This window comes from Nocardia ninae NBRC 108245 (assembly GCF_007990755.1).
Lineage (GTDB): Bacteria > Actinomycetota > Actinomycetes > Mycobacteriales > Mycobacteriaceae > Nocardia > Nocardia ninae.
In genome coordinates this window covers 102,355-127,604 of record NZ_BJXA01000003.1, presented here as the reverse complement: position 1 = coordinate 127,604, position 25,250 = coordinate 102,355, and the positions used below count along the sequence as shown (strand labels likewise).

At 68.6% G+C, this 25,250-nt stretch carries 10 protein-coding genes; 6 read left to right on the top strand and 4 right to left on the bottom strand.

All coding sequences use genetic code 11. The annotated features are described in order from the left end of the window. The first annotated feature begins 2 nt into the window (after positions 1–2). The 4 genes from NN4_RS04280 to NN4_RS04265 all read left to right on the top strand — a co-directional run bounded on the left by NN4_RS04280 (position 3) and on the right by NN4_RS04265 (position 4,825). Positions 3–1,148: an LLM class flavin-dependent oxidoreductase gene (locus tag NN4_RS04280; protein ID WP_147128645.1), complete on the top strand. Its 1,146-nt coding sequence runs from the start codon at positions 3–5 to the stop codon at positions 1,146–1,148. 257 nt (positions 1,149–1,405) lie between these two features. Next, positions 1,406–2,806: an APC family permease gene (locus tag NN4_RS04275; protein WP_147128644.1), complete on the top strand. Its 1,401-nt coding sequence runs from the start codon at positions 1,406–1,408 to the stop codon at positions 2,804–2,806. A 324-nt stretch (positions 2,807–3,130) separates the two neighbouring features. Next, positions 3,131–3,541, top strand: coding sequence for a YybH family protein (locus tag NN4_RS04270; RefSeq protein WP_147128643.1), 411 nt, complete (start codon positions 3,131–3,133; stop codon positions 3,539–3,541). Positions 3,542–3,715: 174 nt separating this feature from the next. Continuing rightward, a complete protein-coding gene (locus NN4_RS04265; protein WP_308633299.1) occupies positions 3,716–4,825 on the top strand; it encodes a hypothetical protein in 1,110 nt (369 codons plus the stop codon). Between the two features lie 807 nt (positions 4,826–5,632). On the opposite strand, the gene NN4_RS04260 is transcribed toward NN4_RS04265, so the two are convergent. Beyond that, positions 5,633–5,968 carry a hypothetical protein gene (locus NN4_RS04260; protein WP_107660617.1) on the bottom strand — a complete coding sequence of 112 codons (336 nt, stop codon included), beginning with the start codon at positions 5,966–5,968 and terminating at the stop codon, positions 5,633–5,635. Positions 5,969–6,248: 280 nt separating this feature from the next. Here NN4_RS04260 and NN4_RS04255 point away from each other — a divergent pair, with 280 nt between their 5' ends. Together NN4_RS04255 and NN4_RS04250 are read left to right on the top strand one after the other, a co-directional pair. Next, positions 6,249–6,584: an RNA polymerase-binding protein RbpA gene (locus NN4_RS04255; RefSeq protein ID WP_040731279.1), complete on the top strand. Its 336-nt coding sequence runs from the start codon at positions 6,249–6,251 to the stop codon at positions 6,582–6,584. 1,223 nt (positions 6,585–7,807) lie between these two features. Next, positions 7,808–8,737, top strand: a complete 930-nt coding sequence (locus NN4_RS04250; protein ID WP_186818255.1) for an alpha/beta fold hydrolase — start codon at positions 7,808–7,810, stop codon at positions 8,735–8,737. A 449-nt stretch (positions 8,738–9,186) separates the two neighbouring features. Here NN4_RS04250 and NN4_RS04245 read toward each other — a convergent pair whose 3' ends face one another. From NN4_RS04245 to NN4_RS04235, 3 genes are all read right to left on the bottom strand, one after another. Beyond that, a complete protein-coding gene (locus NN4_RS04245) occupies positions 9,187–9,969 on the bottom strand; it encodes an ABC transporter permease (RefSeq protein ID WP_107660618.1) in 783 nt (260 codons plus the stop codon). A gap of 62 nt (positions 9,970–10,031) precedes the next feature. Further along, positions 10,032–11,027: an ATP-binding cassette domain-containing protein gene (locus NN4_RS04240; protein WP_147128641.1), complete on the bottom strand. Its 996-nt coding sequence runs from the start codon at positions 11,025–11,027 to the stop codon at positions 10,032–10,034. A 109-nt stretch (positions 11,028–11,136) separates the two neighbouring features. After that, entirely contained in the window at positions 11,137–24,957 is a 13,821-nt protein-coding gene (locus NN4_RS04235; RefSeq protein WP_147128640.1) for a non-ribosomal peptide synthetase, read from the bottom strand. Positions 24,958–25,250 lie beyond the last annotated feature (293 nt).

Below are 25,250 nucleotides of genomic sequence, written 5' to 3'. Positions count from 1 at the left end.
CCATGACTTTGTCGTTCCATTGGTTCCTGCCCACCTACGGCGATTCGCGCGGCCTGGTCGCCGGCGGGCACGGCACCTTCATGTCCGGCGACCGCCCCGCGACGCTGCGCTACCTGAACCAGATCGGGGCCGCCGCCGAGGACAACGGCTTCGAGGCCGTTCTCACTCCGACCGGCGCTTGGTGCGAGGACGCCTGGCTCACCACGGCGATGATGGTGGACACCACCGAGACGCTGAAGTTCCTGGTCGCGCTGCGCCCCGGCCTGGTCAGCCCGACGCTGGCCGCGCAGATGGCGGGCACCTTCCAGCGGCATTCGCAGGGCAGGCTGCTGTTGAACGTAGTGACCGGCGGCGAGTCGCACGAGCAGCAGGCCTATGGCGACTTCCTGGACAAGGAACAGCGCTACACCCGCACCGGCGAGTTTCTGCACGTGGTGCGCGAGCTGTGGCGCACGCACGAGCCGATCACCTTCGAGGGCGAGCACATTCACGTCCGCGACGCGTTGCTGAGCAACCGGCCCGATCCCATTCCGCCTGTCTTCTTCGGTGGTTCCTCCGCGCCGGCCGGTCCGGTCGCGGCCCGCTACGCCGACACCTACCTCACCTGGGGTGAACCGCTGCTCGCGGTGAGCAGGAAGCTGGAGTGGATCCGGCGCCTGGCCGTCGATCAGGGGCGCATCCTCGACTACGGTCTGCGCATCCACGTGATCAGCCGCGACACCTCGGAAGAGGCGTGGGCCGAGGCAGATCGGCTGCTGCAAGGCATCGATCCGGCCGATATCGAGCGGGTGCAGGCGAGCCTGGCGCGCAGCGAGTCGGAGGGGCAGCGGCGCATGTCCGAGTTGCACGGGGGTGCCACCGATCGGCTGGAGATCGCACCCAACCTGTGGGCCGGTGTCGGGCTGGTGCGTGGTGGGGCGGGCACGGCGCTGGTCGGCTCGCACGCCGAGGTTGCCGAGCGGCTGGTCGAGTACTCGAAGCTGGGGATCAGCCACTTCATCCTGTCCGGGTATCCGCATCTGGAGGAGGCGTACTGGTTCGGTGAAGGGGTGCTGCCAATTCTCGAGCGCAAGGGGTTGTGGACGCACCCGTATCGACCGGCCGCCGCGCCGGTAGCGACGCCTTTCGCAGCGTCATCCAGCAGCTGACTCGTCCCCGCTGATTTCCCGCCCACGTTTCGTGGGCGCGCGGTGTCAGTCGGGCGATCCAGTCGCTCGCCTGACGCCGCACAGCCGCTGATTTCCACGCACCCGGTTTCGCATGCGATTGGGTGCGCGGGGAATCAGTCAGGGTGCGTTTGTGCAGGTAGCAGACCCCCAGTTGACGGCGGCGCACGCACTCCTACGAGAATGGTCTGTCGGTTCGGCGCTCAGGCGGGACCTCTGGACGAGTTCGTAAGGGAGTCATGACCACCCCAGCCGCTCAGCGATCGCGCCGCCGTTTGCCCGACACCGCGATGTCCGATGGAGCGCCCACGCTGGCGCGCAGGCTCGGCCGCATCGACCTCACGGCGATGGGTGTCGGCACCATTGTCGGCGCGGGCATCTTCGTGATCACCGGTGTGGCCGCCGCGGAAAAAGCCGGGCCGTCGATCGTGCTGTCGTTCGTGCTGGCCGGAACCGTGTGTGTGCTGGTCGCGCTCTGCTATAGCGAGCTGGCGGCGATGGTGCCGGTGTCCGGCAGTGCCTACACCTACACCTATGCCACGCTCGGTGAGGGGCCCGCGTTCCTGGTCGGCTGGAATCTGTTGCTGGAGTTCGTGATCGCCGGGGCCGCGGTGGCGATCGGCTGGTCCGGGACCACGGTGTCGGCGCTGGATTCGTTGTTCGGCATCACCATTCCGAAGGCCATCGCGGCGGGGCCGACCGAGGGCGGGATCGTGAACCTGCCCGCGATGCTCATCATCGGGGCGATCGTCGCGGTGCTGGTCGGCGAGGTGTCGCTGACCGCGCGGATCACCAAGGTGCTGGTCGGCGTGACGATCGGCGTGCTGGTGCTGGTGGTCGCGGTCGGCGCCCCGCACATCGACGTGCAGAACTGGACGCCGTTCGCGCCGTTCGGCGTCAGCGGCATCATCGGGGGTGCGGCGATCGCGTTCTTCGCTTTCCTCGGCTTCGATGTCGTCGCCGCCTCGGCGGAGGAGGCGCGCAACCCGCGCCGAGACATTCCGTTCGCCATCATCGGCACGGTGCTCATCGCGACCGTGCTCTACGCCCTGGTCAGCGCCGTGCTCACCGGTATGGCGCCGTTCGCGACGCTGAACAACGGGGCGCCGATCGCTACCGCGTTCGACGGGTTGAAGATCGGCTGGATCGGCAATGTCATCGTGATCGCCTCGATCATCGCGTTGACCAAGGGTCTGCTGATGATCGTGTACGCGCAGGTGCGGCTGGGTTTCGCGATGTGCCGAGATCGGTTGCTGCCCTTCGGGTTGGCGCAGACCGGCAAGCGGTCCACGCCCGTGCGGCTGACGCTGCTGCTCGGCACGGTGTGCGCGGCGATCGCCGGGCTGCTGCCCATCGACATTGTGGTGGAGCTGGTGAACATCGGGGCGCTGTCCGCGTTCGCGGTGGTGTGCATCGGGGTGCTGGTGTTGCGGAAGGCAGAGCCCGAGCGGGAGCGGCCGTTCCGCACCCCGTTCGTGCCGGTGGTTCCGGTGCTGGCGCTCGTCGGGTGCGTGTTGCTGGCGACCACGCTGGACGGGTTGACCTGGGTGCGGTTCGCGGTGTGGGTGCTGGTCGGCGTCGCGGTTTACCTCGGATACGGGCGCAAACGCTCGACACTCGCCCCGGTGGCTGTCCGCTAGGCGGGTGTCGTAGTCCGGACGGATGCGTCCGGGGCTGGATCATCGACATGATCGCGCCGAGCACGACCATGCCTGCCACCTCGAAGACCGCCGCGTCCAGATTGTCGGCGGTCGGATCCGCCCCGTCGCGACGATGACGCGTCTAGGCGGCGATTCGGCACCCGGATGGGACTTCGACACCGGCCCTAGCAGCGGAAACCGGCCTGTAGAGGTCGGGATATCTCACATAAGACACGGAATCCATTGCGCCCCATGCGTCTTTTCCGGCAGGCTCACTGCATGCCGAACGTACTGGTGAGGCGCCGTATGAAGGGACGATGAACGATGTCGGACGACGAGAAGACGATCCGGGTTCTGATCGAGCGGTGGGCTGCCGCCGTGCACGCGGGCGACCTGGCCGCCGTTCTCGCCGATCACGCCCCCGACATCGTCATGTTCGATGTGCCGCCGCCGGACGAAGGTCTGCGCGGCATCGACGCGTACCAGGCGGCCTGGCCTGGTTTCTTCGAGTGGCAGGCGCAGGGGGCGACGTTCGAGATCGTCTCGCTAGACGTCACAGCAGGCGCTGACGTCGCGTTCGCCCATGCCCTGCTGCTGTGCGGGACGGCCGAGGACTTCGCCAAAGACCCGGGCCGACGGCTCCGCCTCACCCTCGGCCTGCGCAAGGAAAACGAGCGGTGGATTGTGGCGCACGAACACCACTCGTTCCCCGACGCCAGCCTGCCCGCCATCTGAGTTTTGCGCGGCCGGGCGGAGAGGCGTCCGGCCGCGGACTCGACTTGCCACAGGACAGCGGCACGCTCATCCCACGGCACCGGGGGTTGTCACCCATCTCAGTACCCCGGTACTAGGCGCGAATAATGCTGCGGCGGGACGTCTTCCGAGGGTGTCGCTTCCTACCTTCGATGCATGCCCACATCACATTCCGCCGCGCTCGCCGACCGGTCGGCGCAGGTGCGGCATCGCCACCGCGCCGGTTCCGTTGCCCGGCTGCATCGGCCGCTGACCTGGATGGCGCTGGTCATGACCGCGCTGACCGTCATCTCGCTGGTGGGATTGCTCGTCGACGATCGGATGCTGCTCGGCGAGTCGGTGTGGTTGAAGCCGTTGAAGTTCGGTTTCGCCTTCGCCCTATACGGTCTCACGCTGGCGTGGTTACTGTCGTTGCCGCACAAGGGAAGTCGCGCGACCTGGTGGCTGGGCACGACGTTCGCGGTGGCCGGCGTCCTCGATGTCGGCTTCATCGCCGTGCAGGCGGCGCGCGGAACGTTCAGTCATTTCAACAACTTCGACACCGATCCCGTCAACGAGATCGGTCAGCGCATCTTCATGTCCGGCGTGCCGGGGCTCTTCCTCGCGAACCTGGTCATCGTGGTGATCCTGTCGTGGCAGCGCCTGGTGGACCGGCCGACCGCCCGCGCGATCCACTTCGGGCTGGCCCTCGCCGTCGCAGGCATGGCCATGGGCTATCTGATGGGATACACCGGTAAGCAACTGGTGCATGACACCGACGGCAAAGTGATCGAACTGATCTCCGGCCACACCGTCATCGACCCCGCCGGCCGCGACCTCTCCCCCCGCGACGCCGCACCAGGCATGCCGATCACCAACTGGAGCACCATCGGCGGCGACCTCCGCGTCCCACATTTCGTCGGCCTACACGGCATCCAGATCCTGCTACTCACCGTCATCGTGCTCGCCTGGCTGGCCCCCCGCTACCCCTGGCTGCGCAGCGAACGCACCAGAGCAGCAGTGGTCAGCGTGCTCGCCCTCGGCTACACCGGCCTACTCGCCATCGTGTTCACCCAGGCAATGCGCGCCCAGTCCCTCATCCACCCAGACGCCACCACCCTGGCTTCCTTCGCCGGACTTACGGCGGGTGTGGCGCTACTCCTCGGCGCCGTCTACTGGCGAGCGCGCACGCATCCCGAGTCAGACGATCCCACCGCGGACCTCGAAACCACGCCCCTCCCCCTCACCCCGCCGCTGGCAACCCACAACCCCCGCGCTCGGGTCTAACCGACCGGCGGTTCGACCTAAAGCCGAGCCATCCCACTTGACGAAAGTTCCGTGCTCTTGACGCATGCTGCAACAGCAGTCAAGAGCACGGAACTTACGTCAAGTCAGCGATGCGGGTCCGGTCGACGTGGGCGTCGCGTTGCGGGCGGGCCCAGCCCGCCGCAGGTCAGCGCAGGCGTTCGGCGTTGCGCGTCAACACAGGCGCCCACCATTGCAGGTCAGCACCGCGCTGTCCGCAGCCGAGCAGCACTGCCCTTCGGCGACGGCGCCCAACGCACGCGTTCAGCGCCGCCCCGTTCGAACTGACGCTCGCTGTCGATAATCGGCGTGCGCCGTCACCAGTCAATTGCAGGCGCTCGCCGTCGCAGGTCAGCACGGGCAATTCGGCGGATCGGACAGCACTGCCCTAAACGGCGCCGGTCAACGTCGCTCGTTCGAACAGGCGCTCGCTGTCAACGGTCGGCACGCAACGCGGCCAGTCCACCGACGGCGCTCGCCGTCGCAGGTCAGCGCGAGATTTTGGCGGCCGGCCAGCACTGCACTTGGCAGCGCAGCGCCGCTCAACGCAACCGTTCAGCGTCGCCCCCGCTCGAACAGGCGCTCGCTGTCAACGGTTGACGCGCGCCGTCACCAATCAATCAGGCGCTCGCCGGCGCAGTCAGCACGGGCTTTCCGTGGCCGACCAGCACCGCCTTTCGGTCACGCCGGTCAACGCAGCGCTCGCCGTTGCAGGTCAGCACCGGCTTTCGGCGGGCAGCCAGCATTACCTTCGTCGGCAGGTCAGCGCAGGCGTTCGGCGTCGGCGGGTCAGCGCAACCGCTCGGCGTCGCGGGTTAGTTCGAGGAGGGTTTTGCCTAGGGTTGCCAGTTCTTCGGGGCTGGCGTTCTCTTCGATGGCGATGGCGACGTCTTCGGCGGCGCAGCGGGCGGCGAACCAGCGGTCGGCCAGATCGGCGGCCTCTTGGGCGCTCAGGACGACGGAATCGTCGGGGATCCCGGTGCCCTTGAGGCTGTTGCGGTGTTCGTAGGCACGTTGACGACAGGACTGACGGCAGTACCGGCGGCGACGCCCGGCCTCCGACTCCACGATCTCTCGCCCACACCACAGGCAGGACAGTTGGCGAGAGTGACGACGATCAGAGATGGAACACACCCCCTAGCGGCAAGTCAGGCAGGACAACAAGCGGCTCGACATGACGCAGAACCTTAATGCTTCGACCGCCCTCAGCCGCTCAACGACCCCCTTGAACCGCCGGATGGCGGGCGTGGCGAGGTCGGCACGCCGATGGCACTACAATGGAACGGTTCCGTGGCCCGTCGGGAACTATCGGCGCAGGCCCGTTCGTTGCACATAAGGTCCAGCGAGCACCAGACGCTCGTACGGTCGCAGCAACAAGACTCGAGCACACAGGGAGAGGCACACCATGGCAGATCGCGTACTCCGGGGCAGTCGGCTCGGAGCGGTGAGCTACGAGACCGATCGCGACCACGACCTGGCTCCGCGTCGGATCGCCCGATACCGCACCGACAACGGTGAAGAATTCGACGTCCCGTTCGCCGACGACGCCGAAATCCCCCCGACGTGGCTGTGCCGCAACGGTCAGGAAGGCATGCTGATCGAAGGCACCACCGTCGAGACCAAGAAGGTCAAGCCGCCGCGCACCCACTGGGACATGCTGCTGGAACGGCGTAGTAAGGAAGAGCTGGAGGAGCTGCTGAAGGAGCGCCTCGATCTTCTGAAGACTCGTCGCCGGGTTTAGTTTCCGCCGGGTCGCCTGCGGGGCGGAAGGTTTTCGCTCTCAGGTCGGGAGGTTGGTTAACCGAAGGGCCTTGCAGGCCAGGAGGTTCCAACGCCAGCCGGGAAGGTTGATAGACCCAGCAGGCCCTTGCGGGCCAGCAGGTTCCAACGCCCGGCCGGAAGGTTGGTAAACCCAAGATCTTGCGGGCCAGCAGGTTCCAACGCCCGGCCGGAAGGTTGATAGACCCAATGCCTTGCGGGCCGGAAGGATTCACCACCAGGCCAGGACGTAGGTGAACCGAAATGGCCGCCTACCGCCCGGAAAACCCGCTGCCGGGCCATAAGGTTGGTAACTGAAAGGCCACCTACAGGTCGAAGGTTCTACCGCCAGGCCGGAAGGTTGGTTGACCGAAAGGCCTTGTAGGCCGAAAGATTCGGTAAACGAAGAGGCCGCCTACATCGAAAGATGTAGGCGGCCTTTCGCATACCCCCTCCCTGGCGCTCCGTTCCTGATCAACCGAACTCAGTGGCACCAGAGCGCGCGGCTCGCCGCCGCTATGTCCCGCTGGGTGAGCAGCTGGGTGCCGAGTGGGACGTCACGGTGGACTTACTCGCGTTTTCCGACCCCTATGTCCCGCTGGGTGATCGGCCCGGCCTCGAGTGGGACGTTATGGCGTGCTGACTCGCGCTTCCCGCCCTCATGTCCCGTCGACCACGAAAGCGGGCCGCTGCCAGCGAAATCCGCAGCCTCTCTCTGGATCCGCACCCACTTGGGACCCCCGTAGTCGGTGCGGATCCCGAGAGCTAGTGCGGATCTTGCTGGCAACCACCGCGCCCCGCCAGCGCTGGGCGATTCCGTAGACCGTGCGCACCTCTCACAGACCGTCTACCACTTGCGAACGGTGTGCATGCTCTGAATACCCTCCCCCACCAACACTCTCACCCCACCAGGACCGCCCGAAACGCAACCACAACCAGATGACCACGCTGGAACCAGCCACGACGCACCTGACCGCGGAGGTAAGCCGGGTACGGCACCCGACGCGCCCAGCACTACTCACGGGAAAACCTGGCTAGGTCTTCAGCTCAATGGACCGCTCACCTGGGGAGACTTTGTCAGCACCTATCGGGTAGGCGCACCTTCGCTGAAGGCACTGGGCTGACAAGGATTCGATCAGGAGCGGGCGGGGTACTTGGTCCTTCAGCATGACGGAAAACTGGATAAACAAATTTGGGGGGGCGCAGATGACGCAGAGCGTCGAGGTCAGTCCGGAAGCACAGCGGTTTGCCGAGGAGACCTGGAAATCGGGAATCAAGCAGATGGTGGTGACGGTGGACGCCGCCGAAGCCACGGTGGAGTTGACGCGGAAGTATCCGATGCCGAAGGAACCGCCTGCGGATTTCCTGGCGAAGTTCGCGGTCGAAACGGAGCTCGCCACCGATCCGCATGGCAACGAGTGGGTGATTTACACGGCGACGGAGCGGGATCGGGCGCCCGAGCGGACCGTTGTGTACACCCACGGCGGCGGTTTCGTGCTGCGGATGTCCGAGGCCAGCTGGGACCTGTGCGCGGAGCTGATCACCGAAACCGCTGCCCGCCTGATCATTCCGCTGTACCCGTTGGCGCCCGAGGGCACCGGCGAGGTCGTGCCGGACATGCTCGCCGACCTCGTGGCGAAGGTGATCGCCGACGAAGGTCCCGGGCAGGTGAGTCTGGTCGGGAACTCCGTCGGCGGGACCATCACGCTGGCGGCGGCGCAGATCCTGCGCGATCGGGGTGTGCCGAATCCGCATGTGACCGTGCTGATCGTGCCGGTGCTCGACAACCGATACCAGGAGCCGGAAATGGCCGAGCTCGATGAGCTCGACCCGTTCCTCAGCCCGGCGGGTTGCCGCTACTTCGGCAGCCTGTACTGCGGCGACCTGCCGGCGACCGATCCTCGGGTGAGCCCGATCCTCGGCAACAACGACCACCTCGGCCGCCTGCTCGTCCTCAGCGGCACCTACGACATCCTGAACTGCCAAGCCCGCAACTACGCGGCCATGGCGCCCACCTTCACCGGCACCCGCCTCGACTACCACGAGGCACCGCAGATGATTCATATCTGGGCGACCAGCCCGACACCCGAGGGCGCGGCGGCGCGGGAGACGATCTACCGGGCGATCCGGACCTAACGGCTGGCCGCCTGCAGACTCATCGGCCAGCCGCCCTCCGGACTCAGCGGCCAGCCACCTCCGGCCCTAGCCGCCGACCACGTTCGGGCTCAGCGGCCGACCCACCTCCCGACCTAGCAGCCTGGCCACCTCCAGGCTCAGCGGCCAGCCACCTTCCGATCCAAGCAGCCTGGCCCCTCTGGGTCGTAGCCGCCGACCAACTTCGGACTCAGCGGCCGGCCACCTCCCGGCTCAAGCGGCCGGCCACCTTCCGGGCTCAAGCGGCCGACCCACCTCCCGACCTAGCAGCCTGGCCACCTCCAGGCTCAGCGGCCGACCACCTTCCGATCCAAGCAGCCTGGCCACCTCCGGCCCCAGCGGCCCGGCCACCTCCGGTCCTAGCCACCGACCACTCCAGACTCAGCCGCCAGCCACCCTCCGGACTCAGCCGCCAGCCGTCCTCCAGAGACTTAGCGGCTAGCCACCTTCCGGTAGCGGAGCAATGCCAGCGGGACCGCTACCGCGAGGATGGCAACAGAACAGCCGATCGCGTAACCGACGCAATGATCCGCGGCCCAGCCGGTTGCGGGGGCGAAGGTGGGGGGTGCGTCGTTGTCGAAGAGTTTGCGGCCTGCGGCTGAGACCGCGGTGATCGGGTTCCATTCCGCGATCGTGCGCAGCGGGCCGGGGAGGGTCTCGGCGGAGATGAAGGCCGAGGAGATGAAAGACAGGGGGAACAGCCAGATCAGGCCTGCGCTCTGCGCTACTTCGACGGTGGGTGACAGCAGACCGGTGAGTGCGCCGACCCAGGACATGGCGAAGGCGAACAGCAGAATCACGCCGAAAGCCAGTGCGGCGTCGGCGATTCCGCCGTTGATCCGCCAACCGACCACGTAACCGCACCCGACCATCACCGCGACGCTGAGCACATTGACGACCAGGTCGGACAGCGTGCGACCCATCAGCACGGCCAGCCGCGACATCGGCAGCGTCCGCATCCGATCGATGATGCCCTTCTGCAAGTCACCCGCCAGCCCGACGGTGGTGAACGCCGCATTGAAAGCGACTGTCTGCGTGAAGATTCCAGCGAGCAGGAACTCGCGGTACTGACTGCCGCCCAGCGATGCCCCGAAGATATAGGCGAACAGGAACACGAACATCAGCGGCTGGATCGTCGCGGTCACCAGCAACGTCGGCACCCGCAGGATGGTCAGCAGATTGCGGTAGGCGACGATCGCGCTGTCCCGGAAGATCCGCAGCCGCGGCCCCGAATCGAGCTGCACCGCTGGCATTTTCGGGGTATCGACCACCGCAGTCACGACAGAATCTCCTCTTGTACGTCATCGGTTTCTGGCTGGCGGTCGGCCCCGTCGCGGGCCGGCGTGCCGGTGAGAGAAAGGAATACGTCGTCCAGACTGGGGCGGTGCACGTTGGCGTCCACCACGCACACGCCCGCATCGTCGAGCCTGCGCAGCGCCTCGACCATGGTGCGCGAGCCGTCGCCGACCACGATCGACGCCTCGTCGGTGCCCGCCTCGTGACTGGGCTCGCCGATGCCGACCTGCGCGAGCACGGTCAAGGCGGGCTTGACGTCCTGTCCTGCGGCGAGGGTGACGGTGAGCCGGTCGCCGCCGATGGACATCTTCAACTCGTCCGCAGAGCCGCGAGCGATGACCCGTCCGCGATCGATGACGGTGATCCGGTCCGCGAGCAGATCGGCCTCTTCCAGGTACTGGGTGGTGAGCAACACGGTGGTGCCGTCGTCGACGAGATCGCCGATGACGCGCCACATGTCGAGCCTGCCGCGTGGATCGAGTCCGGTGGTCGGTTCGTCGAGCACCACCACCGCGGGCCGCGCGACGAGCGCACCAGCCAGGTCGAGTCGCCGCGCCATACCACCGGAGTAGGTGCCTGCCCGGCGGTGCGCGGCGTGGTCCAACCCGAACGCGCTCAACAGTTCCTCGGCCCGGCTGGTGGCCGCACTGTGCGACATGCCGTAGAGCCGCGCGACCATGCGCAGGTTCTCGTACCCGGACAGGTTCGCGTCGACCGCGGCGTACTGGCCGGACAACCCGATCCGCCGCCGTGCCGCACCCGGATTCCGCAGCACGTCCACCCCGGCCACCCGCACCGACCCGTTGTCCGGGCGCAGCAGCGTGGTGACGATGCGGACCGTGGTCGTCTTACCCGCGCCGTTCGGCCCGAGCAGACCCATCACGGTGCCCGCCGGAATCTGCAGGTCGATATTGTCCAGCACCCGGATCTTGCCGTAGCTCTTGACCAGACCGAGCACTTCGACTGCCAGACTCACGACTCCACCTCGCTAGCACTCGGCTCCGCCGTGCGCCTGGACGCACCGGGTCCTCGGCTCACTCGCCGCCCCTCGCTCACGACTCCCCCCACCATCCAGTCCGGTCTACTCACCTTTGCTTCTCCTTCTTTCGGATCCCGATGGCAGGTTTCTCGGATCGTGAGCCGTTCTTGCCCCGCTTCGCGTCCCCGTTGACCGGATGCAACCCGTTGGCGGACGGGTGCTCGGGCTCGCCGTCCAGCCGGCGCCGCAGCACCGGGCCGATCGCGGCGAGCGATTCGGGTGCGGTCATCGCCGAATGCCTGCACGGGAGTTCGTGATCGTGGACGTCGCCGGTAACGAACGGCTGCCAAGCGAGAGCGCGGCGCTCCGGGTCGGCCCGGTTGATCTCGTCCGCGGCGGCGGAGAAGAACAGCAGGTCGCCGTCGAAGACGCGGGGCCGGAAGCTGTGCGCGAGCAGAGTGCCGTTGGTGTAACCCGCGTAGAGCCGTTCGAGATGCTCGACGGTGAGCGCCGCGAACGGTCCCGGCCGCGTACGCAGCAGCTCCGCCGCGTCGCGCAGGTTCATTGCCGGATCGATCGGTGTGTCGAGCTGATCGCTGCCGAACTCCTCGATGATCTCGGCCACGCTCGGGATCGCGTGTTCGAGCCAGGCGTCGGAGAGCCGGTAGCTGTCCATCATCGACAGCAGCGCGACCTGGTCACCGGACTCCTGCAACCGCACCGCCACTTCGTGCGCGATGAGGCCGCCGAGCGACCAGCCGAGCAGGTGGTAGGGCCCGGTCGGCTGGATCGACTTGATATGTGCCACATACTGTCCCGCGGCCTCGGCGATCGAGGCGAACCCGTCCTCGCCCGCGACGTGCGGCGCCTGCAACCCGTACACCGGACGGTCCGGCCCGAGGTGCGCGAGCAGCCCCGAGTAGCACCAGGACAGCCCGATCGCGGGGTGGATGCAGAACAGCGGTGCCGCAGTGCCGGTCGGCCGGATCGGCAACACCGGCCCCAGTGCCGCCGCGATACCCGCACCCGAACCGTCGAGACGCGCGGCGATCGCCGCCGGAGTCGCCTCGCCGAACATCAACTGCACCGGCAGATCCAGGCCGTTCGCCCGCACCTGCGCAACAACTTTGGTGGCCAGCAGCGAGTTGCCGCCGAGCTCGAAGAATCCGTCGTCGGCGCCCACCACTTCCAAACCGAGCACCGCCGCGAACGCCGCACACAGCGCGACCTCTGTCGGCGTGGCCGGTGCCCGGTACCCCTCGGCGGCGGTGAACACCGGTTCCGGCAACGCTTTCCGGTCCAGCTTGCCGACCGGGCTGAGCGGTACCTCGTCGAGCAGCATGATCGATTGCGGCACCATGTAATTCGGCACCAGCCCGGCGACGTGGTCGGTGAGCTCGACCGCCGTCACCTCGACACCGTTGCGCGCCTTGACATACGACACCAGCGCGGTGGTACCCGCGGGCGTGCGATGCCCGATGGTGGTGGCGAACTCCACCGCCCCGTGCCGCGCCAGCGCCGCGTCGATCTCGCCGAGTTCGATCCGGAAACCGCGGATCTTGACCTGATGATCGGTGCGGCCGACATACTCGATCTCCCGGCCCGAGCCCGTGCTGCGCCCCGCCGACAGCGAGGCTTGCCCGGCGCACCAGCGCACGAGATCGCCGGTCCGATACATCCGCTCCCCCGGCTTGCCATAGGGATTCGCGACGAACCGCTGCGCCGTGAGCCCCGGCCGATTCAGGTAGCCACGCGCCAGCGCGGCACCGGCCAGATGCAACTCGCCGGTGACGCCGACCGGGGCCGGATGCAAACGCGTGTCCAGGATCGCCGCATTGACCCCGCGGATCGGACCACCTATGGTGATCGGCCCGCCCGGCGTCAACGGCTGCCCGATCACCGTGACGATGGTCGTCTCGGTGGGCCCGTACACGTTGTACAGGTTGCGGTTCGGCGCCCATCGCGTCACAAGGTCCGGCGGCAACGCCTCGCCGCCGACCAGCACGTGCCGCAGCGAGGTGACCCCGGTCGGGTCCACCGTGCCCAGCGCCGAGGTGGTGATGAAGGCGTGCGTGATCGCCTCCTCGATGAACACCCTGGCCAGGTCTTCCCCGCCGACCACACCGGGCGGTGTGATCACCAGCGTGGCCGCGCCGCCGAGCGCGAACAGCAGATCCAGCATCGCCGCGTCGAAGCTCGGCGTCGCGAAATGCAGTACGCGGCAACCCGGTTGGACCTCGAACCGTTGCGCGGTCTCGGCGGCGAAGTTGGACAGCCCACCGTGGGTGACCACCACCCCCTTCGGGGTCCCGGTGGAACCGGACGTGTAGATCACGTACGCCGGATTGTCCACCCGCAGCGGCGCAATGCGCTCCGCCGCGGTGATCGGCGCATCCGCCGTGTCGAGCACGACCCCGCGGAAGTGCGCGTCGTCCAGCACGATCCACTCCACACCGTCGGGCAGCTCTTCCCGGTAGTCACCGAGCGTGATGCCCAGTCGCGCACCGGAATCCGACAGCATGTGCTCGATCCGGTGTGCCGGGTACAGCGGGTCGACGGGCACGAACGCGGCACCCGCCTTGGCCACCGCGAGCACGGTGGCCACCGACTCGACCGATCGCGGAATACCCAGCGCCACCAGTGTTTCCGGCCCGACACCCTGCCGGATGAGCACCCGAGCCAACCGGTTCGTCCATCGATCGAGCGCGTCGTAGCTCACCTGAGTGTCCTCGGCGCGCAACGCGATCGCCGTGCGGTCGACGTTCACCGCCGCCTCGAACACCTCCGGGAAGGTGATCGGCCGGTCCGGCTCCGCACCGCGGACCGGGGCGAGCCCGGACCATTCGGCGGGATCCAGCAGCTCCAGATCACCGACGGCCGTAGTCGGATTCGCGGCGACCGCGGCGAGCAACCTGGTGAGCCGCTTGCCGAGCCGCAATGCCGTCTGTTCGTCGAACAGATCGCTCGCGTAGTTCACCGACAGCGCGATGCCCGCCGGATCCCGTTCCGGCGTCTGCGTTTCGGTGAGCGTGAACTGCAGATCGAACTTCGCGATACCGGTATCCACATCGGCCGCCTCGATCCGCAGATCGGGCAGGTCGAGCCCGCGCACCGGCCGGTTCTGCACCGAGAGCATCACCTGGAACAACGGGTGATGCGCCTGGGACCGGGCCGGATTCAGCACCTCGACCAGCCGCTCGAACGGCACGTCGGCGTGCGCGAACGCATCGAGATCGGTGTCGCGGACGGTGTGCAGCAGATCGGTGAACCTGGCATCCGGATCGATCCGGGTGCGCAGCACCAGCGTGTTGACGAACATGCCGATCAGCCCGTCCAGCGCGGGGTGCCCGCGCCCGGCGATGGGCGTGCCGACGGTGATGTCGTCGCTGGCCGTCATCCGGTGCAGCAGCACCGCGAGCGCGGCGTGCAGCACCATGAACATGCTGACGTTGTTGCTGGTCGCCACGGTCCGCAGCGCCCGGTGCAGGTTCGCGTCGACCGCGCATTCGACCAGCCCGCCTCGGTAGGACGGCACCGGCGGGCGCCGCCGGTCCGCGGGCACGGTCAACAGCTCTGGGCTGCCGTCCAGGGTGCGCCGCCAGTAGTCGAGCTGGCGGCTCAGCACCGAGCCGGGATCATGCTCGGCACCGAGCGCATCCTGTTGCCACAGTGTGTAATCCGCGTACTGCACCGTGAGCTCGGTCCACTCGGGTGTCCGCCCCGCGCAGGCCGCCCGGTAGGCGGTCGCCACATCGAGCGCCAGCGGCTCGAGCGACCAGCCGTCAATCGCGATGTGGTGCACCACCAGCACGAGCACGTGCTCGTCGGACACCTCGGCCGGGTTCTGCACGCCGGTGTCACCGTAGGGCGACACCGAGATCAGCGCGGCCCGCATCGGCACCATGCCCGCCAGGTCGAATCCCGGTGCGGCGAAACGACGTACGGCATCGTCGACCTCGCCCGGGGTAACCGTCGCGACGAACAGCGTGATCGCGGCGGCGGCCAGATCGAGCACCTGCTGGGCCGGTTCGCCGTTGGTCTCGGGGAACACGGTGCGCAGCGTCTCGTGCCTGGCCTGCACCGCGTGCAGCGCCATGACCAACGCGTCCACGTCGAGCTTGCCGTTCATCCGCAGCACGACCGGCACGTTGTACGCGCCCGCCGTCTGCTCGGCCGCCTCACCGGATCCGTTGAACCGGTTCAGGAACCACAGCCGACGCTGCGCCGCCGACAACGGAATCCGCTCGGGACGATGGCAACGCACCAAGGCCGGGCGCGCCTCCGCGCCACCGGGACCCGAGTCGAGCAGTGCCGCCAGCTCGGCCACCCGTGGCGCGGCGAACACGGTGCGCACCTCGAGCCGGATGTTCGTCGCCGCGGCCAGCCGGGCGACGAGTTGCGTTGCCAGCAGCGAGTTTCCGCCGATGTCGAAGAAGCTGTCGTCGGCGTGCACCGCGTCGACGCCGACCAGCTCCGCCATCACCTCGGCGACCAGCAGCTCCGATGCGGTCTCCGGCGCACGCGACGCGACGTCCGCGACGAGCCGGGGTTCGGGCAGCGCGGCGGTATCCAGCTTGCCCACCGGGGTCAGCGGGATGTGTTCCAGCACAGTGATACTCGCAGGCACCATGTGCGACGGCAACAGCGCGCCCACATGGGCGCGCACCGCCTCCACATCCACACCTGAGTGCTCGTCGGAGGGCTGCACGAACGACACGATCCGATCCACGCCCGCGATCTGCCGCACCTCGGTGTGCGCGAACCGCACGCCGGGATGCTCGCCGAGCGCGGCGGTGATCTCGCCGAGCTCGATACGGAAACCGCGCACCTTCACCTGATGATCGCTGCGGCCGAGATAGTAGAGCTCGCCCGCGTTGTTCCAGCGCACCACGTCACCGGTGCGGTAGATCCGCGCGCCGGCCGGGCCGAACGGGTCGGCGACGAAACGCGTTGCGGTGAGCCCGAATCGGTCGAAGTAACCACGGGCCACGCCGTGCCCACCGAGGTACAGGTCGCCGGGCACGCCCACCGGCACCGGACGCAGCCGCTCGTCGAGGACCAGCGCCCGCGCCCCGCGGACCAGCGTGCCGATGGTGACGGGCCGGTCGGCGGTCAGCGACGCGATGCTCGCGACCACCGTCATCTCGGTCGGCCCGTAACCGTTGAGCATGGCCCGGCCCGGCGCCCAGCGCGCAACCAGATCGGGCGAGCACGCCTCCCCGCCGACCATCAGCGCACGCAGCTGCGGCAGCGGCCAGCGGTCCCGGTCGATGGTGGACAGCGCGGCCGGGGTCAGGAAGGTGTGCGTGATCCGCTCCCGTTCCAGCAGCGCGGCCAGCTCGTCGCCGCCGTAGATCCCGGGCGGGCAGATCACCATGGCCGCACCGGAACCCACCGCGAGCAGCAGGTCCAGCACCGCTGCGTCGAAGCTGGGCGAGGAGAAGTGCAGCGTGCGCGATTCGCGGTCGACCCGCATCCGGTCGCGCAGCTCGTCCGCGAAATTGGACAGCCCCGCGTGGGTGACCGCGACGCCCTTGGGCTTTCCGGTCGAACCGGAGGTGTAGATCAGGTAGGCCAGATCGTCCACCTCGATGGTGCACAACCGGTCGAGGTCGTCGACCAGCGCGTCGTCGTGGCTGTCCAGTTCGGCGGCGAAGTCGGGATCGTCCAGCAGCACCCAGTCGGTCACCGGGCCTTCCGAGGCGGCCGCGTGCAGCTGCTCGGCATGCGCGGCGACGGTAACGCCGACCCAGCAGCCCGCGTCGGTGAGCATGTGCCGGATCCGGTCCGTCGGGTAGGTCGGGTCGACCGGTACGAACGCGGCGCCGGTCTTGACCACCGCGAGCACGGTGAGAACCGACTCGATCGAGCGGGTGAGCCCGAGCGCGACCCGGTCACCCGAGCCGATGTCCCGCGCGATGAGAGCACGCGCCAACCGGTTCGAGCGGCGGTCCACCTCGGCGTAGGTCAGCGTGGTGGTGCCCGACCGCAGGGCGGTGCGATGCGGGTGCATGTGCGCGGTCGCCGTGAAGTACGCGGGCAGCGTGCACTGCGGCATGGTCGCGCCGCCGGTCGCCGGTGCGAACAGGCGCCGTTCCCGCTCGGTGCGAGTGTCGATGTCGCGCACCAGGACGCGCGGATCGGCGGTGACCGCCGCGAGCACCCGCAGGAACCGGTCGGCCAGCGTGTGGATCGTCGATTCGTCGAACAGCTCTGCGGCGTAGACGAATTCGAAGGCCTGTCCGGGCTCGCCGGGCCCCGCGTCACAGCCGATGTGGGCGACCCGCAACTCCAGGTCGAACTTGGCCAGCGCGATGTCGAGTTCCTCGGCGCGCAGTGCGAGACCGGGCAACTCCAACGTCGGGACGGGTCCGTCCTGCACGCTCAGCGCCACCTGGAACAGTGGGTGCCGCCCGGAACTGCGTGTCTCCCCGCCCAACTCCTCCACGATGCGCTCGAACGGAATGTCGGCGTGCGCCATCGCGGCCAGCTCGGTGTCCCGATCGGCGCGCAGCAGGCCGGCGAACGTGCGGTCCGGATCGACATCGGAGCGCAGCACCAGCGTATTCACGAACATGCCGACCAACTCGTCGAGTTTGGTGTCGGTGCGGCCCGCGACCGGCGTGCCGATCACGATGTCGCGGCCGCCGGTCACCGCGCGCAGCAACACGGCGAGTGCCGAGCGCAGCACCATGAACATGCTGACGCCCTGATCCCTGCCCAGTTCGGCGAGGGCGTGCTGAACCGGTTCCGGCACGGTGAATTTCACCGCGCCCGCCTGCTGAGTCGGCTCCGCGGGCCGCGGGCGGTCGTAGGGCAGCGGCAGTTCCGCAGGCAGGTCGGCCAGCGCGGTCCGCCAGTACTCGAGTTGGTTGCCTGCGAGGCTGCCCGGGTCGTTCTCGTCGCCGAGGCAGGCGCGCTGCCACAGCCCGAAGTCGGCGTACTGCACCGGAAGTGGCGCCCAGCCGGGGGCGGAGCCCTCGTGTCTTGCCACGTACGCGGCGGCCAGGTCCCTGGTCAGCGGGCCGAGCGACCAGCCGTCGGCGGCGATGTGATGCACCACGATGCCGAGCAGGTAGCGCTCGGAGCCGGTGCGCAGCAATGTCGTTCGCAGCGGGGTGTCGCGGACGAGATCGAAGCCGGTGTGCGCGAGGGTGCGCAACGCGGCCACCGCGCCGGCGTCGTCGGTGTCGATCGGCTCGACCGTCGGCAGCGCGCGAGCGGTCGGCAGCACCGACTGCTGCGCCCCGCCGTTGTCCTCCGGGAACACCGTGCGCAGCACCTCGTGCCGCTCCACCAGGTCGGTGAGCGCCGCACGCAGCGCGGGCACATCCAGATCGCCGGAGATTCGGATAACGAAAGCGATGTTATATGCGCTCGATTCGGGAGAATATCGATTGAGGAACCACAGTCGCTGCTGCGGCAGCGACAATGGAATGCGTCCCGGACGCGTGGTCTGCACAGCCAGCGCCAACCGCTGCGTCCGGGGCGCTTCCGTGAGCCGCTCGGCGACGCCCGCGACGGTCGGCGCCTCGAAGATCGCCCGCACCGGCAGGTCGACCCCGAACTCCGCGTGCAGTGCCGCGGCGAGCCGGGTGGCCAGCAGCGAGTTACCGCCGACGTCGAAGAAGCTGTCCTCCGCGCCGGTGACCGGGCGGCCGAGGATGTCGCCGAACACCGCCGCGACACGCAACTCCAGCTCCGTGCTCGGTGCACGGGAGGAGCCGATGGCGGCGAAAACGGGCTCCGGGAACGCCTTTCGGTCCAGCTTGCCCGCCGGGGTGACCGGCAGCTCGTCCAGCACGGTGACCGAGGCGGGCACCATGTATCCGGGCAACCGCTGGCGCGCGGTCTCGACCACCTCCGCCGCCGTCACCGGCTCGTCCGCGGTCACGTACGACGCGAGCCGCGGCTGGCCCTGCTCGTCGGTGTGCACCACGGTGAGCGCGAAACTCACCCCGGGATGGGCGCGCAGCACATGGTCGATCTCGCGCAGCTCGATGCGGAAGCCGCGGATCTTGATCTGGTCGTCGGCGCGGCCGAGGAAGCGCAGCTGCCCGCCCGGCTCGACGACCACCAGGTCGCCGGTGCGGTACATGCGCTCGCCCCGCCTGCCGTGCGGGTTGGCCGGGAAGCGTTGCGCGGTCAGGCTGTAGCGGCCGTGGTAGCCGCGCGCCAGGCCGGGGCCGGACAGGTACAGCTCGCCCGGCGTCCCCGGCGGCACCGGGTGCAGCCGCCCGTCCAGCACGAACAACCGCATGCCGCGGATCGGCCTGCCCAGCGGCACCGGGCGTCCCGGCACCAGCGGCCCGGTCGCGGTGGCCGCGACGGTCGCCTCGGACGGCCCGTACATGTTGTGCATGCGGTGCTCGACCGACCAGGTCTCCACCAGTTCCTCGGCGCACGCCTCGCCGCCGACGATGACCGCTTCGAGCTCTTCGAGGCCCTCGGTGGGCACGGTGGCCAGCGCCGCGGGGGTGATGAAGGCGTGGGTGACCCGTTCCGCCCGCAGGAACGCCGCGAGCTCGGTGCCGCCGTACAGGTCGGCCGGGGCGACGACGATGGTCGCGCCCGCGGCGAACCCGAGCAGCAGCTCCAACACCGACGCGTCGAAGCTCGGCGACGAGAAGTGCAGTGTCCGTGCCGAATCCGAGACGCCGAACAGATGCATCTGCTCGTTCGCCAGCGAGGCGAGCCCGGCGTGAGTGATCACCACGGCCTTCGGCGTGCCGGTCGAGCCCGAGGTGTAGATCAGGTACGCCGGATGCACCGTGCACAGCGGAAGATGCCGGTCGGCGTCGGTGATCGGCGCGCTGGTGTAGTTCAGCGATTCTTCGGCCAGCTCCGCGGAGCCGAGCACCAGCCAATCGACCGAGTGCTTGCGGTGCTTACCGCGCGGCGCGGGCCATTCGGGCATGGCCGCAAGGCATTTCGCGTCGGTCAAGCCCAGCATGGCGCCGGAGTCGCTGATCATGTGCGCGATCCGCTCGCCGGGGTAGCCCGGATCGATCGGCACATAGGCCGCACCGGTTTTCGCGACGGCCCACACCGCGGTGATGGCGTCCAAGCCGCGTGGCAGCGCGATCGCGACGACCACCTCGGGGCCCGCGCCGTGCTCGATCAGGGCGCGCGCCAGCGTGTTCGACGTCTCGTCGAGCTCGCGGTAGGTGGTGTCGGTGCCGAGGTAGCGCACCGCCACCGCGTCCGGCAGCCGTTCGGCGGTGTCGGTGAGCAGCTGGGCCAGCGTGCTGAACGGCTCGGCGGGCGAGCCCGCGATCGGCACCAGGTTGGCCAGTTCGCGACGGTCCAGGATGGTCAGGTCGCCGATCGGCAGGCTAGGTGCCGCGACCACCGCGTTGAGTACGGCGACGAAGCGGCGGGCGAAGGACTCGACCGTCGACTTGTCGAAAATATCGGTGGCATAACCGAATTCGGCGGTGAGCGGCCCGTCGGAGATGTCGTCGTGCACCACCAGTTGCAGGTCGAACTTGGCGATGTCGGAGACGATGGGCAGTACCTCGGCGCGCAGGCCGGACAGCTCTACGCGCAGGTCTGGTGCGCGGTCGTAGGACAGCATCACCTGGAACAGGGGATGCCTGGCGGCGGAGCGTTCCGGGTTGACGACCTCGACCAGCCGCTCGAACGGCACGTCGGCGTTGGCGAAGGCGTTGAGGTCGGCCTCGCGCACCACGTCGAGCATGCGGTCGAAGCCGGCGGCGGGGTCCACCTCGGTGCGCAGTACCAGCGTGTTGACGAACATGCCGACCAGCTCGTCGAGCGCCGGATCGGAGCGGCCCGCGATCGGTGTGCCGATGGCGATGTCGGTGCTCGCGCACAGCCGGGAAAGCAGCGTCGCCAGCGCGGCGTGCAGCACCATGAACATGCTCACGCCGCGGGAGGCCGCGAGTTCGCCTGCGGCGCGCCGGATCTCCGGGGCGATGGTGAACTCGACCCGGGCGCCGGTGGTGGAGCGACGCAGCGGGCGCGGGCGGTCCAGCGGCAGGTCGAGCTGGTCCGGCAGCCCGGCCAGCGCCGAACGCCAGTGGGTCAGTTGGGCACTCAGCGCACTGGCCGGATCGGCCTCGTTGCCGAGCAGTTCGCGCTGCCACAGCGCGAAATCGGCGTACTGCACCGGCAGCGGTGTCCACTTCGGCGCGGCACCCTCGGTACGCGCCGAGACCGCGGTCATCAGATCCCGGGCCAGCGGCGCGATCGACCAGCCGTCACCGCAGATGTGGTGCAGCACAAGGAGAAACACCCACTGGTCCGGCCCGGTGGTGTAGAGCGCCACCCGGATCGGCGCCTGGATGCGCAGATCGAAACCGTAGCCGGCGAACTCGGTGGCCAGCGCCGCGACGTCGGCGCCGGTGGCGTCGATCGGGTCGAGCGTGAGCGGGATCTCGGCGGCCGGATGGATCAGCTGGCACGGTCCGTCGGCGGCCTCCGGGAAGGTGGTGCGCAGGCTCTCGTGCCGTTCGATCACGTCGATCAGCGCGGCGCGCAATGCGTCGACGTCGAGGGCGCCCTCGATCCGGACGGCCAACGGCATGTTGTATGCCGCTGCGTGTTCGGCGAACCGGTTCAGGATCCACAGGCGCTGCTGGGCGAGCGACAGCGGAATCCGTTCCGGCCGTTCGCCCGCAACCAGTTTCGGCGAGGCGACGTCGGTGGTGTGCGTGGCGAAGCACTCGGTGAGCGCGGCGATGGTCGAGGCCTCGAACAGGTCGCGGATGGTGAGACCGGTGCCGAGCGCGGCATTGATCCTGGCCACCGCGCGGGCCGCGATCAGCGAGTTGCCGCCGAGGTCGAAGAAGCTGTCCTCGACACCGAAGTCGTCGGTGCCCAGCACTTCGGCGAAGATGCCCGCGAGTACCCGCTCCACCTCGGTGCGCGGCTCGGCGGTCGACCTGCTTGCCGAGCGCGAGCCCACCACGGGGGCGGGCAGCGCCTTGCGGTCGATCTTGCCGTTGGCACTGAGCGGCAGCTCGTCGAGCTCCATCAGCGCGGACGGCACCATGTACGCGGGCAGGGTGCGACGCAGCGCGGTCAGCAGCGCGGCCGTGTCGATCCGGGACACCGGATGCGGTGCGCTGGCCGACGGGGTCGGCGGGCGATACTCCTCGGCGTCCGGGGTCGCGACGACGTAGGCGACCAGTTCGTCGCCGTTGCGCCCGGTATGTGCCACGCAGACCGCCCTGGCCACCCGGTCGTCGGCCAGCAGCGCCGCCTCGATCTCGCCGAGTTCGATGCGCAAGCCGCGGATCTTCACCTGGAAGTCGCTGCGGCCCATGTACTCCAGCACTCCGGGGCGCTCGGCCGAGAGCTGCCAGCGGGCCAGGTCGCCAGTGCGATACATCCGGGCGCCCGGGGTGAACGGGTTGGCCACGAAGCGGTCGGCGGTGAGGCGTGGCTGGCCGAGGTAGCCGCGGGCCAGCTGCACGCCGGCCAGATACAGCTCGCCGACGACGCCGGGCGGCACCGGCCGCAGCCGGGCGTCCAGCACGTAGGTCTGGGTGTTCCAGACGGGCGAACCGATCGGCACGCTCGCCGGGTCGGCCGGGCAGGGCCAGTAGGTGACGTCGACCGCGGCTTCGGTCGGGCCGTAGAGGTTGTGCAGCGCGGGATGGTGTTTGGGGTCGGCAGCGTGCGGTGTGTGCGAACGCAGCGCGGCGTAGAAGTCGCGGACCGTCGCGGCGGGCAGCGCCTCGCCGCTACAGAACACCTGACGCAGCGCCGTGCAGCCGCGCACATCGGTGTCGGTGACGAACACCGACAGCATGGACGGCACGAAATGCGCTGTGGTGATGTGCTTTTCGGTGATGAGCCGGGCCAGATAGCCGGGGTCCCGGTGCCCGTCGTGCTCGGCGACGACGAGCCGCGCGCCGACCTGCAAGGGCCAGAAGAACTCCCACACCGAGACGTCGAAAGTCGCCGGGGTCTTCTGCAATACCGCATCGGTGTGGTCGAGCGGGTACTCGTGCTGCATCCAGCGCAACCGGTTGACGATCGCGGCGTGGGTTACGCCGACGCCCTTGGGTTTTCCGGTCGACCCGGAGGTGAAGATGACGTAGGCGAGGTGGTCGGCCCGCAGGGCGGCGATGCGGTCCGCGTCGGTGATCGGGGCACCGTCGAAGCCCGACAGGTCGACCGCGTCGATGGCGAGGCTGCCCACGGACAGGGCCAGCGCGTCACGGTCCGCGGTGAGCACGCAGACCGGTGCGGCCTGGCGCACGATCTGCTCGATGCGCTCGGCCGGGTGCTCGGGGTCCAGCGGCAGGTAGGCCGCGCCGGACTTGACGATCGCGTACATGCCGACGACGAGTTCGATGCTGCGCCGCAGGCACAGCGCGACCGACGTCTCCGGGCCCGCGCCGCGGGTGATCAGCAGCCGGGCCAGCCGGTTGGCGCGGTCGTCGAGCTGGGCGTAAGTAACTGTCTCGTCGCCGAATTCGAGGGCGACGGCGTCGGGGCAGCTCACGGCCCGCTCGGCGAACAGGCTCGCGAGCGTGCCGAGGTGCGGCGGGGTCTCGGTGGCGTTCCAGTCGGCGAGGACCCGGCTGCGTTCGGCCGCGGTGATCGCGGTGAGCGTCTCCGCGCGGGTGTCCGGCGCGGCGGTGAGGAAGCGGGTGAGGAAATCGAGGTAGCGGTCGTGGTGGGTGGCCACCTCGGTCTCGCTGTAGAGCCGCGCGTTGGCCTCGAAGTCGACGTGGATGCGGTTGCCGACGCCGTTGTACAGGTTGATCGACAGGTCCTCGACCGGGCCGGTGGCCAGCACATTCAGCGAGCCGACCAGGCTGCCGAATTTCAGCTCGTTGTGGAACAACATGATGTTGACCATCGGGCCGAAGAAGCCGCGCGCGTCGCGGGAGTAGCCGCAGTCGCGGCGGATGTCGTCGTGGCGGTAGCGCTGATGTCTCAACGCGCCGGTGATCTGCAGTTCGGTGGCCTTCACCACGTCGGCGACGGTGGTGTCGGCGGTGAACTTCAGCCGGATCGGCACCACATTGGACACCACACCGGCCGAGCGCCGCAGCGACACGGTGGTGCGCGCGGAGACCGGCAGGCTCAGCACCACATCCGGATTGCCGGTCACCGACCGCACATAGGTGCCGAGCGCGGCGACGAACAGTGCCGAGTTGGCAGTGCCGAAGGCGGCGGTCGCCTCGTTCATCGCGGACTGGCACCGGTCGTCGAGCACACCGGTGGCGGTGCGCCTGCCCGCCTCGTGCGTCGCGGCGGTGACGGTGGCGCCGCTGAGGCTCATCGGCTCGCCCGCGCCCGCCAGCTGCTCGAGCCAGTAGTCCCGGTCGGCGCGGAACCGGCTGGAATCGCGGTAGCGCAGTTCGTCGGCGTACATCTCGACCAGCGGGGTGGCCCGCGAGGCCACCGGCTCGGTGTGGTTCTCCACCGCGGTGTAGATCTCGGCGGTGCGGGTGAGCGCGTTCATCGCGCCGTAGCCGTCGATCACGATGTGATGGGCACGGGCGTACCAGATGTAGTCCGAATCTCCGGTCCGCAGCACCACATTGGTGGTGAGCGGATCGTGCTCCAGATCGATCGGCGAGCTGGCGTGCTCGTTCATCCAGCGCAGCGCCGCCGCCTTCGGATCGGCCTCGGCGCGCAGGTCCAGCCGGGCCCAGCCGGGGCGGCGGGTGTTGTCGACGCGCTGATGCGGGATGCCATCGATCTCCAGCAGCCGTATCTGGCCGACCTGAGTCTCGGCGCCGAAGCGCTCGATCGCGTAGAGCAGCCGCCCGACATCCAGGTCACCGTGGATCTCCACATACTGGGCGATGGTCAGCGGCACATCCGGGCGGATCCGCTGCGCGTACCAGAGCGCCGTTTGCGCCGGCGACAAAGCGAACGGTTGTGCCGAAAATTCGCCGGATGAACATTGGTCGACGCGGTCCGTGGCCAATGAACTCATCAATCACTCCGTTCTGCCTCTGTTGACGCAACTCCCCTAGCAACCGCCGCACGACCGGCGCGCAGGCGCCGATCATGGACGGGATCCACGACAGATGATTCGGAGCGTCGGAACGGGCGGATTGCCGCCGTGTTGGATTTGTTTCACATCCAACGCCGTTGGCACACCGTGACTTTGACTAGCTACATCCTCGCGAACCGGGCGATTGGGGCACGCGCCTCGGAAAAAGGCCAGGAAGATAGGTGACGCGACAAGAAAACGGCCGCGTACCCCACCGGTTTCGGCGAATGATG

Bases quoted from the DNA above. Each gene is read 5' to 3' on its own strand.
- NN4_RS04275 (WP_147128644.1), top strand. From the start codon at position 1,406: ATGACCACCCCAGCCGCTCAGCGATCGCGCCGCCGTTTGCCCGACACC.
- NN4_RS04265 (WP_308633299.1), top strand. From the start codon at position 3,716: ATGCCCACATCACATTCCGCCGCGCTCGCCGACCGGTCGGCGCAGGTG.
- NN4_RS04280 (WP_147128645.1), top strand. From the start codon at position 3: ATGACTTTGTCGTTCCATTGGTTCCTGCCCACCTACGGCGATTCGCGC.
- NN4_RS04270 (WP_147128643.1), top strand. From the start codon at position 3,131: ATGTCGGACGACGAGAAGACGATCCGGGTTCTGATCGAGCGGTGGGCT.
- NN4_RS04250 (WP_186818255.1), top strand. From the start codon at position 7,808: ATGACGCAGAGCGTCGAGGTCAGTCCGGAAGCACAGCGGTTTGCCGAG.
- NN4_RS04255 (WP_040731279.1), top strand. From the start codon at position 6,249: ATGGCAGATCGCGTACTCCGGGGCAGTCGGCTCGGAGCGGTGAGCTAC.
- NN4_RS04235 (WP_147128640.1), bottom strand. From the start codon at position 24,957: ATGAGTTCATTGGCCACGGACCGCGTCGACCAATGTTCATCCGGCGAA.